This is a genomic window from Oleispirillum naphthae, from assembly GCA_027864655.1.
Taxonomy (GTDB): domain Bacteria; phylum Pseudomonadota; class Alphaproteobacteria; order Rhodospirillales; family Rhodospirillaceae; genus Oleispirillum; species Oleispirillum naphthae.
Genome location: JAQAZG010000008.1, coordinates 105,329 through 119,364 on the forward strand (window position 1 = coordinate 105,329; position 14,036 = coordinate 119,364).

Sequence of the window (14,036 nt, forward strand, 5' to 3'; positions counted from 1 at the left end):
GTCCAGACCCATATCTGTACCGTTCGGTATAAATATGGGAGCGTGTCATGCGCATTTCCGGCAAGACGGTCTTCTTTGCGCTCGCGGGCGTGGCGCTGCTCGGCAGCGCCGCCGCCGGTATCGTCGAGTCCAACACTCCCCCCGCCCGCGCCGCGGAGGCGAAGCCGCAGCCGCCCGCGGTGCCGGTTTCGGTGGCGAAGGTGGAAACCCGCGCGATCGTGCCGTGGGTGGATTTCTCCGGCCGCCTCGAAGCGGTGGACCGCGTCGCCCTGCGCGCCCGCGTCGCCGGGCAGGTGCTGTCCGTGCAGTTCCGCGAGGGCGGCCTGGTGGACAAGGGCGATGTGCTGGTCCGCCTCGACCCTGCGCCTTTCGCCGCCGAGTCCGACCGCGCCTCCGCCGCGCTCGCCTCCGCCGAGGCGCGCCTCGCCTATACCCGGCGCGAACTCGACCGGGCGAGGAAGCTCTCGCAGACCGGCAACATCACCCAGAGCGAAGTGGACAACCGCACCAACGCCTTCCGCGACGCCGACGCCGCGGTGCGCGGCGCCAAGGCGGCGCTGGCCACCGCACTGCTCAACCTCTCCTACACCGAGGTGCGCGCCCCGGTCTCCGGCCGCATCGGCCGCGCCGAGGTGACGCCCGGCAACCTCGTCGCCGCGGGCGCGGATGCGCCGGTGCTGGCGCGGTTGGTCTCGGTGGACCCGATCTACGCCGCCTTCGACGCCGACGAGGCGGCGGTGATGAAGGCGCTCTCCGAGGTGCGCGGCGGCGGCGACGGCAGCCTCGCGGTGGAGCGCATTCCGGTGCAGATGCAGGTGCAGGGCGGCAAGCCGCTGACCGGCCATGTGCAGATGATCGACAACGCGGTGGACGCGGCGAGCGGCACCATCGCGGTGCGCGCGGTGTTCGACAATCCCGACGGCATCCTGATGCCCGGACAGTTCGTCAAGCTCCGCCTCGGCGAGGCGGAAGCGAAGCCGGTGCTGCTGGTCAGCGAGCGCGCCGTCGGCACCGACCAGGACAAGAAGTTCGTCCTCGTCGTCGGCGGCGACAACCGCGCCTCTTATCGCGCCGTCACCCTCGGCGCGTCGGCCGAGGGCCTGCGCATCGTCACCTCCGGCCTTGCGGCGGGCGAGCGGGTGATCGTCAACGGCCTGCAGCGGGTGCGCCCCGGCGCCCTCGTTTCGCCCGAAGACGTGGCGATGGACGCCCGCGCCGAAACCGCGCCGCGCACCCTGGCGCAGCGCTGAAACCCGAAATCGGCAGAGCAACGGAGCGATCCATGAACCTCTCCAAGTTCTTCATCGACCGCCCGGTGTTCGCCGGGGTGCTGTCAACCCTGATCTTCCTTGCCGGGCTGCTGGCGTTGCGCGCCCTGCCGATCTCGGAATATCCCGAGGTGGTGCCGCCGACGGTGGTGGTGCGCGCGCAGTATCCGGGCGCTTCGCCGCGGGTGATCGCCGAGACGGTGGCGACGCCGATCGAGGAGCAGGTCAACGGCGTCGAGAACATGCTCTACATGGGCAGCCAGGCCACCGGCGACGGCGCAATGACGCTGACCATCACCTTCCGCCTCGGCACCGACCCGGACAAGGCGCAGCAGCTGGTGCAGAACCGCGTCTCCCAGGCCGAGCCGCGCCTGCCGGAGGAAGTCCGCGCGCTTGGCGTCACCACGATCAAAAGCTCGCCCGACCTCACCATGGTGGTGCACCTGCTGTCGCCCGACGGCCGCTACGACGACGCCTATCTGCGCAACTATGCGCTCTTGAACGTCAAGGACCGCCTGGCGCGGATCGAGGGCGTCGGCCAGGTGCAGCTCTTCGGTTCCGGCGATTACGCGATGCGCATCTGGCTCGACCCGCAGAAGGTGGCGCAGCGCGGCCTTTCGGCGGGCGACGTGGTCGCGGCGATCCGCGCGCAGAACGTCGCCGCGGCGGCGGGCACGGTCGGCGCGTCGCCGGGGCTGCCGAACCTCGACGTGCAGCTTTCGGTGAACGCCGAGGGCCGCCTCAAGACCCCCGAGGAATTCGGCGACATCATCGTCAAGACCGGGGCCGACGGCGCGGTGACGCGGCTCAGGGACCTCGGCCGCATCGAGATGGGCGCGGCGGACTATTCCCTGCGCTCGCTGCTCGACAACCGCTCCGCGGTGGCGATCCCGATTTCGCAGGCGCCGGGCTCCAACGCCATCGCGATCTCCGACGCGGTGCGCGCGACCATGGCGGAACTCAAGACCTACATGCCGCCGGGCGTCGAGTATTCCATCGTCTACGACCCCACGCAGTTCGTCCGCGCCTCGATCCAGTCCGTGGTGCACACCCTCGCCGAGGCGATCGGCCTCGTCGTCCTGGTGGTGATCCTCTTCCTCCAGACCTGGCGCGCCTCGATCATTCCCTTGCTCGCGGTGCCGGTTTCGGTGGTCGGCACCTTCGCGGCGATGCACCTGATCGGCGTGTCGATCAACGCGCTGTCGCTGTTCGGCCTGGTGCTCGCCATCGGCATCGTCGTCGATGACGCGATCGTCGTGGTCGAGAACGTCGAGCGCAACATCGCCGCCGGGCTCTCGCCCAAGGACGCCACCTATCAGGCGATGCGCGAGGTCTCCGGCCCGATCGTCGCGATCGCCCTGGTGCTGGTCGCGGTGTTCGTGCCGCTCGCCTTCATCTCCGGGCTTTCCGGGCAGTTCTACAAGCAGTTCGCGCTGACCATCGCGATCTCGACGGTGATCTCCGCGGTCAACTCGCTCACCCTTTCGCCCGCGCTGGCGGCGCTGCTGCTGAAGGGCCACGACGCGCCGAAGGACCTCCTCACCCGCATCATGGACCGCGGCCTCGGCTGGCTGTTCCGCGGCTTCAACCGCGGCTTCGGGCGCAGCGCTTCGGCCTATGGCGCGGGGCTCGGCCGCGTGCTCGGGCGCAAGTCGCTGGTGCTCGTCGTTTATGCCGGGCTGCTCGGCGCGACCGCGTGGCTGTTCCAGGCGGTGCCGGGCGGCTTCGTGCCGATGCAGGACAAGCAGTACCTGATCGGCTTCGCGCAGCTCCCCGACGGCGCGACGCTCGACCGCAGCGAGGGGGTGATCCGCACGATGAGCAAAATCGCCATCGACGACCCCGGCGTCGAGCACGCCATCTCCTTCCCCGGCCTGTCGATCAACGGCTTCACCAACAGCGCCAACTCCGGCATCGTCTTCGCCGGGCTGAAACCGTTCGAGGAACGCCGCGACCCGGCGCTCTCCGCGGGCGCCATCGCGATGCGCCTGAACCGGCAGTACGCGGCAATCCAGGACGCCTTCGTGGTGATGTTCCCGCCGCCGCCGGTGATGGGGTTGGGGACCACCGGCGGCTTCAAGCTCGAAATCGAGGACCGCGCCTCGCGCGGCTACCGCGCCCTCGACGCGGCGACCAAGGCGTTCCTCGCCAAGGCGGCGCAGGCGCCGGAACTCGCCAACCTGTTCACCTCGTACCAGGTCAACGTGCCGCAGCTCTTCGCCGACGTCGATCGCACCAAGGCGCGCCAGCTCGGCGTCGCGGTGCCCGACATCTTCGCCACCCTGCAGGTCTACCTCGGCAGCCTCTACGTCAACGACTTCAACACCCTGGGCCGCACCTACTCGGTGCGGGTGCAGGCGGACGCGCCGTTCCGCGCGCACGCCGACGACATCGGCAGGCTCAAGGTGCGCTCGTCCTCCGGAGACATGGTGCCGCTCTCCGCGGTGCTCACCGTCACCCCCTCCGCCGGGCCGGAGCGCGCGATGCGCTACAACGGCTTCCTCGCCGCAGACGTCTCGGGCGGCGCTGCGCCGGGGTATTCCTCCGGGCAGGCGCAGGCGGCGGTGGAGCGCATCGCGGCGGAAACCCTGCCCCCCGGCTTCGCCTACGAATGGACCGACCTCACCTACCAGCAGATCATCGCGGGCAACACCTCGACCCTGGTCTTCGGCCTCGCCATCCTCCTCGTCTTCCTCGTCCTCGCGGCGCAGTACGAGAGCCTGACCCTCCCCGCCGCGATCATCCTGATCGTGCCGATGAGCCTGTTCGCCGCGATCGCCGGCGTCTGGCTGACCCAGGGCGACAACAACATCTTCACCCAGATCGGCTTCATCGTCCTGGTCGGCCTGTCGGCGAAGAACGCCATCCTCATCGTCGAGTTCGCGCGCGAGCTGGAACTCGCCGGACACTCGCCGGTGGCCGCGGCGATCGCCGCGGCGCGGCTGCGGCTGCGGCCGATCCTGATGACCTCGCTCGCCTTCGTCATGGGCGTGGTGCCGCTTGTGCTCGCCACCGGCGCGGGCGCGGAGATGCGCCGCGCCATGGGCGTCGCGGTGTTTTCCGGCATGCTCGGGGTGACCGCCTTCGGCATCTTCATGACGCCGGTGTTCTACGTGCTGATCCGCGCCCTCGGCGGGCGGCTGCACGCCCACCACGCGCCCTCGGTGCGGGAGGAAGAGGTGGCGGAAATCGAAGCGGCGGAGTGACGCGGCCAGGGGCGCTGCCCCTGGACCTCGCTGGGGACTCGGTCCCCAGACCCCATGACTCTTTTGCGCGTAGCGCGATAGAACCATCATGCGGCGTGACGGTCGATAGCCGCTGCGCGGCGAAAAATTAAGGGGAGGGGCGGAGGGACCGAGTCCCTCCGCGAAGTTTTGGTTTTGTCGCGTTCCCGACAGCGGCGTTTTTTCTTAATTCCCTGGAACTCCTGGTTTTATCGGCTTGGCATGGCGGTTGCTGCGAAAGCGGCGAGAGGTCAACCCGTGCCGGAGTGCCGCCGATGAAGCCGCAGGACATTCGCGCCCTCATGGACCAGCCCGCCTGCGCCCACAACGCCAAGGGCAAGTCCGGCTGCGCCAAGCCGAAGCCGGGCGCGGCGGCGGGCGGCTGCGCCTTCGACGGCGCGCAGATCGCGCTCTTGCCGATCGCCGACGTCGCGCACATCGTGCACGGCGCGATCGGCTGCGCGGGGTCGAGCTGGGAGAACCGCGGCACCCGCTCCACCGGCCCCAGCCTGTATGCCACCGGCATGACCACCGACCTGACCGAGCAGGACGTGATCATGGGCCGCGGCGAGAAGCGGCTGTTCCATGCGATCAAGCAGGCGATTTCCACCTACGACCCGGCGGCGGTGTTCGTCTACGCCACGTGCATTCCGGCGTTGATCGGCGACGACATGGAGGCGGTGTGCGCCGCGGCGCAGGAGGCCTTTGCAAAGCCCGTGGTGCTGGTGGATTCCGCCGGTTTCTACGGCACCAAGCAGATGGGCAGCCGCATCGCGGGCGAGGTGATGGTGAAGCACGTGATCGGCACCCGCGAGCCGGACCCGGTGCCCGCCGCGGCGGCGCGCCCGGGCATCAAAGTCCACGACGTCAACCTGATCGGCGAATACAACATCGCGGGCGAGCTGTGGCACACCCTGCCGCTCCTGGACGAGCTGGGCATCCGCGTGCTGTGCACGCTCTCGGGCGATGCGCGCTACCGCGAGGTGCAGACCATGCACCGCGCCGAGGCGACCATGGTGGTATGTGCGCGGGCCATGGTGAACGTGGCGCGCAGCCTGGAGAAGCGCTGGGGCATTCCGTGGTTCGAGGGCAGCTTCTACGGCGTGTCCGACGTGTCCGCCGCGTTGCGCAGCTTCGCGCGGCTGATCGGCGACCCCGGCCTTGCCGCACGCACCGAGGCGCTGATCGCGCGGGAAGAGGCGAAGGCCGAGGCGGCGCTCGCCCCCTGGCGGCCGCGTCTGAAAGGCAAGCGCGTGCTGCTCTACACCGGCGGCGTGAAGTCGTGGTCCGTGGTCTCCGCGTTGCAGGACCTGGGCATCGAGGTGGTGGCCAGCGGCACCCGCAAGTCCACCGAGGAAGACAAGGCGCGCATCCGCGACCTGATGGGCGAGAACGCCGTCCTCATCGAGGAGGGCAGCGCGCCGCAACTGCTCCAGGCGGTGGCGGACTTGAAGGCCGACATGCTGATCGCGGGCGGGCGCAACCAGTACGTCTCGCTCAAGGCGCGGATACCCTTTCTCGACATCAACCAGGAGCGCGACTTCGCCTACGCCGGGTACGCGGGCATGGCGGAACTGGCGCGGCGTCTCGCGCTGTCGCTGGAAAGCCCGATCTGGAAGGCGGTGCGCTCCGCCCCGCCGTGGCGCGCCACGGCGGAGAACTCCCTGCCCAAGGAGGCCGCGGAATGACCGAGATCGTCAAGCGCAGGAAGGCGCTGTCCGTCAATCCGTTGAAGGCGAGCTCCACCCTCGGCGCGTGCCTGGCGATCATGGGCATCGGCCGCGCCGTGCCGATGATCCACGGCGCGCAGGGCTGCACCGCCTTCGGCAAGATCTTCTTCATCCAGCACTTTCAGGAACCGATCCCCCTACAGACCAGCGCGCTCGACCAGACCGGCACGGTGATGGGCTCCTACGACTACCTCAAGGAGGGCCTGGAGACCCTGGCGAAGAAGAAGCCCGCGCTGATCGGCGTGCCGACCTCGGGCCTCGCCGAGGTGCAGGGCTTCGACCTCGGCATGGGGGTGCGGGAGTTCCGCGCCGCGCATCCGGAGCACGACGACGTGGTGGTGGTGCCGGTGCATGCGCCGGACTACGTGGGTTCGCTGGAAAGCGGCTTCGCCCACGCCACCGCCGAGATCATCCGCGCCACCGTGCCGGATGCGCCGGGCCGCGCCGGGGAACGGCGGCGGCAGGTGAACGTCCTGGCCGGGGCGTCGCTCACCCCCGGCGACATCGAATACCTCAAGGAGACGGTGGAGGCGTTCGGCCTGCGCCCGGTGGTGGTGCCGGATATTTCCGATTCGCTCGACGGCCACCTCGCGCCGGAGCGCTATGCGCCGCAGACCACCGGCGGCACGCCGGTTTCCGAACTCGCCACTTTGGGGCTTGCGGTGGCCACCGTCGTCGTCGGCGCGTCGATGGCGGAACCGGCGGACGAACTGCGCCGCCGCACCGGGGTGCCGGACATCCGCTTCGACCACCTCTGCGGCCTCGATGCCGCCGACGCCCTGGTGATGACCCTGCGCGACATCTCCGGCGCCGAAGTGCCGGAGCGCCTGGACCGCCAGCGCGCGCAGTTCCTCGACGCGATGCTCGACACCCACTTCATGATGGGTTTTTCCCGCGTTGCGGTGGCCGCCGAGGCCGACCTGCTGGTGGGGTTGGCGGCGCTGCTGCACGGCACCGGGGCGGAGGTTTCCGCTGCGGTGGCCCCGGCCTATGCGCCGGTGCTCACCCGCTCCGGCCTCGCGGCGGTGCGGATCGGCGACCTGGAGGACCTGGAGACCGCAGCGCGGGAAACCGCCGCCGAGGTGCTGATCACCAATTCCCACGGCGTCGCGGTGGCGGAGCGTCTGGGCATTCCGCTGTTCCGCGCGGGCTTTCCGCAGTTCCACTGGTTCGGCGGCTTCGCCAAGGCGTGGATCGGCTATCGCGGCGGGCGGCAGGCGCTGTTCGACCTCGCCAATATTCTCACCGCGCTGGAACGCGGCGACCTCCACCCCTACCGCTCGATCTACGGGCAGAAACCGGAATATCGGGCGGAGGCCAGGACCGCATGAGCCCGCCCGCCGCCACCCACCTGGCCGTCGTGCCGCCGCCCGAGGTTCCGGAGTCCGCCGGCACCGCGCTGCGCGTCGCCTTCGCCACCGGCGACCGCCGCCACGTGGACCAGCACTTCGGCTCGGCGGAAGGGTTTTCGGTCTACCTCGTCACCGCGTCGGGCCACGCCTTCGCCGAGGCGGTGCGGTTTTCCGCCGCGGAAGAGGACGGCAACGAGGACAAGCTCGCCGAGCGCATCGCGGCGCTGGAAGGCTGCGCCGCGGTCTACGTGCAGGCGGTGGGCAGCTCGGCGATTCAGCGCCTCCTCGCCGCGGGGGTGCAGCCGCTGAAAGTGATGCCGGGGCTGCCGATCGCCGATGCGATCGCCGGTCTGCGCAAGGAAATCGCCGCGATGAGCGCGCCATGGATTGTGCGCGCGCTCAAGGTGCGCAAGGATCCCTCCCGTTTCGAAGCCATGACTGCGGAGGAGTGGGATGAGTGATGGGAGGGTGCCGCCACCGGGGCGACAGGACGCCCCGGTGGCGGAACGCCCGGTTCGGGTGGAGTCCCTGGAGGGGGGCTTCGCCTGGGTGGTCGCCGACCGCGCGGGCGGCTGTTCCGGCTGTCCGGAGAAGGGCGGCTGCGGGCATGCCGCGCTGCTGGGGGAGGCTCCGCCGATCCGCCTCAAGGTGGACAACCGGCTGAACGCGAAGCCCGGCGAGTGGGTGGCCATCGGCCTGCCGTCGTCCGGGTTGATCGCCTCTTTCGGCGTGGCCTACGGGCTGCCGGTGCTGGGCTTCCTGGCGGGAACGCTGGCGGGCTCCGCCTTCGGCGGCACCGCGGCGGCGATGCTGGGCGGGGCGTGCGGACTGGGATTGGCGTTTCTCGCCGGACGCCGCCTGTGTGCGGCGGGACGCGGCCGGACGGCGCCGGAGATGTTGCGTAAGGTGCCGCCGCCCGCCGGGCCCTGCGGCACGTAACCGGAGAACCAGGAGAAGGGGACGGGAATGGTTGTGAAGGACGATTGCGTGATCGCCGCGGACGACCCGGTGCTCAAGACCGCCTTTGCGGCGGAGATGCTGCGCCAGATGCGGGCGATCGACCGCTACGGCGTGCAGGACGGCTGGCCGCTGCACAAGGTTCTGGACCCGTTCGTGCTCACCATCGAGCGCCGCCGCGAGATGCCGGTGATCGGCGACCCGGACGAGGACGTGGTGGCCCGCGTGCGCGCCTTCTACAACGGCATCGCCGCGATGATCGAGCAGGAGTGCGGCCTCATCGCGGTGCCGCTGGTCTCGCTGACGCACGAGGGCTTCGGCCGCGCGCTGATCACCGTGGGCAAGCTGGTGGTGACGGACAAGACGCTGCGCGACGTCCACCGCTTCGGCTTCCTCAGCCTCTCCAAGATGAAGGACGAGGCGGACAAGCACCTCTCCGTCGCGCTGGCCCTGGTCGGCCGGTTCCCCGCCGTCGCGGGGCTGTAACCGCACCCACCCAAGCAGGAAGGACCATCTCATGGCCAACATCATGGGAACGACGCGCGGCGGCACGCCGTGGGAACCGCAATTCATCGTCGCGATCGACCAGACCCTCTGCATCGGCTGCGGCCGCTGCTACAAGACCTGCGCGCGCGACGTGCTGGAGCTGATCGAGCGCGAAGGCGACGACGACGACCTGGACGACGATCAGGCGATGGTGATGAGCGTCAAGAACGCCATGGACTGCATCGGCTGCGAGGCGTGCGGCAAGGTCTGCTCCAAGAAGGCGATCGCCCACGCCCCCGCCGCGCTGTAAGGGCTGCGCCTTGCCCGCCCGGACCGCCGGGGGATAGACTGTTCGCCCTTTCCACGAAAACGGAGCGACGGGCGATGAAACCTGCGGGCCTGGCGGCGGTGCTTCTGCTGCTTGCCGGATGCGGCGATGCGACCACCGAGTACAAGACCTCGGAATACGTCTTCGGCACCCTCGTCGAGGTCACCGTGCGCGGCGTCGCGGAGGAAAAGGCCCGCGCCGCCGTGGCCGCGGTGAGCGAGGGCTTCCGCCGCATGCACAAGGACTGGCACGCCTGGAAGCCGGGCGGCGAACTGATGACCCTCAACGCCGCGTGCAAGACCGGCGCGGCGGTGACGCTCTCCGACTTCACCCTCGACCAGATCAAGGCGGCGAAAACCTATTACGCGCAGAGCGACGGCCTGTTCGACGCCGCGGTGGGCGAGATCGTCGGCGCGTGGGGCTTCCATGCCGACGAGCCGCCGAAGGGCCGCATCCCGCCGCTCGCAACCATCCGCGCGCTCGCCGCGGCGCACCCCGGCATGGACGACATTCATATCGACGGCCACACCGTCACCTGCGCCAACCCTGCGGCGGGGCTGGACTTCGGCGGCTTCGCCAAGGGCGCGGCGGTGGACTGGGCGCTGGCGGAGATGAAGAAACGCGGCATCGCCAACGCGGTGATCAGCGCGGGCGGCAACGTCGGCGCGATGGGCAGCCACGGCGACCGCCCGTGGCGCATCGGCATCCGCGACCCGAAGAAATGGGGCGTCATCGCCTCGGTCGATCTCGAACCGGACGAGAGCGTCTATACCTCCGGCAACTACGAACGCTTCCGCGAGTGGGAGGGGGTGCGCTACTCCCACATCATCGACCCGCGCACCGGCATGCCGGTGGACCATATCCTCTCCACCACGGTGATCGCGGAAAACGGCTCGCTCGCCGATGCCGCCTCCACCGCACTCACCGTCGCCGGAATGCGGGACTGGCCGCGCATCGCCAAACGCATGGGCATCACCCGCGTCCTCATGGTGGACGATAGCGGAACCATCGCCGCCAGCCCGGACATGGCGAAACGCCTGATCTTCCCCGAGGGACAGAAACCCAATCTGGTGATCCGCCCCATCGAGTGATCCTGTCGGGTTTGCGACACAAAGCAGGGGCTATGCCCCTGCACCCCACGAAGGGCCGGGAGGCCCTTCGATCCCCCCTTGTTTTGCCGCGAAGCGGCGGAAATTTGGGATGATTCCATAAGGGATTGCGCTTCGCGCGAAAAATAAAGAAGGGTCCGGGAATTCCTTCCCGGGCGGGGTCCGGGGCGGCAGCCCCGGCTCTGGCACGCCGCTTGCGCAGCACCTCCCCGAAACGCTCTTCGAGCCGAGGGAGGCGCAGGATGATGATCATGACCGAAATCGCCCGCGACAAGATCGCGGAGCTTCTTTCCCCGATGCCGCAGGGCGGCGTGCGGGTGGAGGCGATCCTCGGCGGCTGCGCGGGCATCCGCTACGTGCTCGGCTTCGCCGCCGCGCCCGCGCCGGGCGACATCGTGGTGCGCGACGGCGGCGCGGCGCTCTTCGTCGATGCGGCGAGCGCGCCGAGCCTAACGGGCACGGTGGTGGACTTCGTCGCCGATGTGGGCGGCGGCGGCTTCACCTTCGACAATCCCAACGCCGTCGGCCGTTGCAGTTGCAGCGACCCCGACGCCCCGTGCGCGAGGGCGGCATCATGACGGTGCTCGCGGCGGCGCTGCCCGGCATCGCGGACAGCGGGACACACGCCATGACCGAAGCGGAACGCCTGGAGCTGATCGAACGCACCATCGCGGAGATCCGCCCGCGCGTCGCCCGCGACGGCGGCGGCATCGAACTCGTCGCGGTGCGCGGCCGCGACGTCTACGTGAAGATGAGCGGCGCCTGCGTCGGCTGCCAACTCGCCTCCCTCACCCTCGGCGGCGTGCAGCAACGCCTGATGGCCGCACTCAAGCAGATCGTCCGAGTGCTCCCCGCCGAACTGCTGAAGCCGGACGCATGAGGCCAGGGCAAAAAACCAAAACTTTGCGAGGGGACTCGGTCCCCTCGCGCACCCCATGACTTTCGGTTTTTGCGCGGAGCGCGATAGAGCCGTGGCGCGGTGTGACGGTCGATAGCCGCTGCGCGGCGAAAACAAGTCAGGGGGTCCGGGGACCGAGTCCCCGGCGGGTCCAGGGCGGAGCCCTGGCCTGGTTTTTACGGAGGAGGCGGCGATGGCGGCGATCTATCTGGACAACAACGCGACGACGCGGGTGGACCCGCGGGTGGTGGAGGCGATGCTGCCGTTTTTGACCGAGCATTACGGCAACGCCTCGTCGCGGCATGGTTTCGGCGCGGTGGCGGCGGCGGCTGTGCGCGCGGCGCGGCGGCAGGTTCAGGGTTTGATCGGCGCGTCGCATGAGAGTGAGGTGATCTTCACCTCCGGCGGCAGCGAGTCCGACGCCACGGCGATTCTGTCGGCGGTGCGCGCGCATCCGGGCCGCCGGGCGATCGTCACCTCGGCGGTGGAGCATGCGGCGGTGCAGGCCGCCTGCCGCGACCTGGAGAAGGAAGGCTACGAGATCCGCGAGATCGGCGTGGACGGCGAGGGGCGGCTGGATGTGGCGGCCTATGCCGCGGCGCTGGGGCCGGACGTGGCCTTGGCCACGCTGATGTGGGCGAACAACGAGACCGGCGCGGTGTTCCCGATTGCCGAGTTGGCGGCGATGGCGCATGCGGCGGGGGTTGTGTTCCACACCGATGCGGTGCAGGCGGGCGGCAAGGCGGCGATCGACGTGGCGGCGGCGGGGGTGGACATGCTGTCGCTCTCCGGCCACAAGCTGCATGCCCCCAAGGGCATCGGCGTTCTGTACCTGCGCCGCGGCACGCGGTTCCGCCCGCTCTTGCGCGGCGGACATCAGGAGAAGGGCCGCCGCGCGGGCACCGAGAACGTGCCTGCCATCGTCGCCCTCGGTGCGGCGGCGGATTTGGCGCGGCGCGGCCTCGCGGCGGAGGCTTCGAGCATCGCCGCCTTGCGCGATGCGTTGCAGGCGGGGGTGTGCGCCGCGGCGCCGGGCGCGTGGGCGCTGGCCGCGGCGGCGGAGCGCCTGCCCAATACGTTGGCCGTGGTGTTCCCCGAGATCGAGGGCGAGGCGATGCTGGCGCATCTCGACCGCAAGGGCATTGCCGCCTCCGGCGGCTCGGCGTGCAGCGCCGGGTCGATGACCGCTTCGCACGTGCCGTTGGCGATGGGGCTTTCCCCCACCCTGGCGCGGGGGATGATCCGTTTTTCCCTGTCGCGGGAGACCACGGCGGCGGAGATCGCCTTCACCGTCGCGGCGGTGGGCGAGGCCGCGGCGCGGATTTCGCGCGGCGGCGCGGCGCCCGCGCGCGCGGCGGCTGCCTACGTTTGAGGCAAGCGCCGCCCGCGCCGCACGCGGCGGGTCATTGTCGTAAATGCGACAAACGGATGTCCGCCTCAACGCCTTGATTCGCTTTGAAAAGAGTCGTTTCTCCAGGTGGCATGGCGGTTGCGACCGCATCACCGGACGGGTTCATGGAGGATGGTCCGCATGAAGCGAGGCTGGTTCGGCATCAACGACACGACCCTGCGCGACGGCGAGCAATCGGCGGGCGTCGCCTTCTCCTTCGAGGAGAAGGTGCTGATCGCCCAGATGCTCGACAGCATCGGCGTGCCCGGGCTGGAGATCGGCATTCCGGTGATGGGGCCGGAGGAGCGCGACGCGATCCGCACCATCGCCTCCCTCGGCCTGAAGGCGGAGCTGATGGCGTGGTGCCGGATGTGCGACGCCGACCTGCGCGCCGCCTCGGCCTTGAACCTCACCTTCCTCGACCTTTCGCTCTCGATGTCCGACCAGCACATCGAGAGGAAGCTGAAGCGCAGCCGCGCCTGGGTGCTCGAAACCATCGCCAACATGGTGCCGAAGGCGCTGGACCGCGGCTTCTCGGTGTGCGTCGGCGGCGAGGATTCCTCCCGCGCCGACCCGGACTTTCTCTGCCGGGTGCTGGAAACCGCGGAGAAGGCGGGCGCGCGGCGCTTCCGCTTCGCCGATACGCTGGGCATTCTCGAACCCTTCGGCACGCGGCGGATCTTCGAAACCCTGCGCGCCGCTTCCGGCCTGGAACTGGAGATGCACGCCCACGACGACCTCGGGCTCGCCACCGCCAACACCATCGCCGCGGCGTTGGGCGGCGCGACCCACGCCAACACCACGGTGCACGGCCTCGGCGAGCGCGCCGGCAACGCGCCGCTGGAAGAGGTGGCGATGGGCCTTTCGCGCCTGCACGGCATCGACACCGGCGTCGATCTCTCCCGCTACATGGAGGTCTCCAAGCTGGTGGCCGCCGCCTCGGGCCGCCCGGTGCCGTGGAACAAGAGCCTGGTCGGCGAGGGCGCCTTCGCCCACGAGGCGGGCATTCACGTCGATGGCCTGCTCAAGGACCCGCTCAACTATCAGGCGGTGGACCCGGCGGAAATCGGCCGCGCCCATCGCTTCGTGCTCGGCAAGCACTCCGGCGCGCATGCGGTGCGCCAGGCCTACGAGCGCCTGGGCATCGGCCTCAGCCCCTTGCAGGAACAGGCGATCCTGGCGCAGGTGCGCAGCTTCGCCACCCGCACCAAGACCATCCCGGCGGAGGCCGACCTGCTGCGCTTCTACGCGGCGGTCACGGTTCCGGCCCCGCAGGCGGCGGAATAGGAGGACG

Annotated in this window: 13 protein-coding genes; all 13 read left to right on the forward strand. The window is 69.9% G+C overall.

What is annotated here, in order from left to right; genetic code table 11:
- The first annotated feature begins 47 nt into the window (after positions 1–47).
- The 13 genes from O7R11_RS10285 to nifV all read left to right on the forward strand — a co-directional run bounded on the left by O7R11_RS10285 (position 48) and on the right by nifV (position 14,029).
- Entirely contained in the window at positions 48–1,250 is a 1,203-nt protein-coding gene (locus tag O7R11_RS10285; RefSeq protein ID WP_337997427.1) for an efflux RND transporter periplasmic adaptor subunit, read from the forward strand.
- Between the two features lie 32 nt (positions 1,251–1,282).
- The gene (locus O7R11_RS10290) at positions 1,283–4,474 is read left to right on the forward strand and encodes an efflux RND transporter permease subunit (RefSeq protein ID WP_337997428.1); all 3,192 of its coding nucleotides are present in this window, start codon (positions 1,283–1,285) and stop codon (positions 4,472–4,474) included.
- A 293-nt stretch (positions 4,475–4,767) separates the two neighbouring features.
- Positions 4,768–6,180, forward strand: a complete 1,413-nt coding sequence (gene nifE / locus O7R11_RS10295) for a nitrogenase iron-molybdenum cofactor biosynthesis protein NifE (protein WP_337997429.1) — start codon at positions 4,768–4,770, stop codon at positions 6,178–6,180.
- On the forward strand, positions 6,177–7,553 hold the full coding sequence (nifN, locus tag O7R11_RS10300; protein WP_337997430.1) for a nitrogenase iron-molybdenum cofactor biosynthesis protein NifN: 1,377 nt from the start codon (positions 6,177–6,179) through the stop codon (positions 7,551–7,553). Before nifE ends, nifN begins: the two co-directional genes overlap by 4 nt.
- Positions 7,550–8,035, forward strand: a complete 486-nt coding sequence (locus O7R11_RS10305) for a NifB/NifX family molybdenum-iron cluster-binding protein (RefSeq protein WP_337997431.1) — start codon at positions 7,550–7,552, stop codon at positions 8,033–8,035. The genes nifN and O7R11_RS10305 overlap by 4 nt, the downstream gene beginning before the upstream one ends.
- Positions 8,028–8,513, forward strand: a complete 486-nt coding sequence (locus O7R11_RS10310; RefSeq protein ID WP_337997432.1) for a SoxR reducing system RseC family protein — start codon at positions 8,028–8,030, stop codon at positions 8,511–8,513. Before O7R11_RS10305 ends, O7R11_RS10310 begins: the two co-directional genes overlap by 8 nt.
- 27 nt (positions 8,514–8,540) lie before the next feature.
- The gene (locus tag O7R11_RS10315) at positions 8,541–9,017 is read left to right on the forward strand and encodes a NifX-associated nitrogen fixation protein (protein WP_337997433.1); all 477 of its coding nucleotides are present in this window, start codon (positions 8,541–8,543) and stop codon (positions 9,015–9,017) included.
- Positions 9,018–9,048: 31 nt separating this feature from the next.
- Complete coding sequence (gene fdxB, locus O7R11_RS10320; protein ID WP_337997434.1) at positions 9,049–9,327, forward strand: ferredoxin III, nif-specific; 279 nt, start codon at positions 9,049–9,051, stop codon at positions 9,325–9,327.
- A 74-nt stretch (positions 9,328–9,401) separates the two neighbouring features.
- Complete coding sequence (locus tag O7R11_RS10325; RefSeq protein ID WP_337997435.1) at positions 9,402–10,436, forward strand: FAD:protein FMN transferase; 1,035 nt, start codon at positions 9,402–9,404, stop codon at positions 10,434–10,436.
- A gap of 260 nt (positions 10,437–10,696) precedes the next feature.
- Positions 10,697–11,032, forward strand: a complete 336-nt coding sequence (locus tag O7R11_RS10330) for a HesB/IscA family protein (RefSeq protein ID WP_337997436.1) — start codon at positions 10,697–10,699, stop codon at positions 11,030–11,032.
- Positions 11,029–11,334, forward strand: coding sequence for a NifU family protein (locus O7R11_RS10335; protein ID WP_337997437.1), 306 nt, complete (start codon positions 11,029–11,031; stop codon positions 11,332–11,334). The genes O7R11_RS10330 and O7R11_RS10335 overlap by 4 nt, the downstream gene beginning before the upstream one ends.
- 211 nt (positions 11,335–11,545) lie before the next feature.
- Positions 11,546–12,724, forward strand: a complete 1,179-nt coding sequence (locus O7R11_RS10340) for an aminotransferase class V-fold PLP-dependent enzyme (protein ID WP_337997438.1) — start codon at positions 11,546–11,548, stop codon at positions 12,722–12,724.
- A 159-nt stretch (positions 12,725–12,883) separates the two neighbouring features.
- Complete coding sequence (gene nifV, locus O7R11_RS10345; protein ID WP_337997439.1) at positions 12,884–14,029, forward strand: homocitrate synthase; 1,146 nt, start codon at positions 12,884–12,886, stop codon at positions 14,027–14,029.
- The last annotated feature ends 7 nt before the right edge of the window (positions 14,030–14,036 follow it).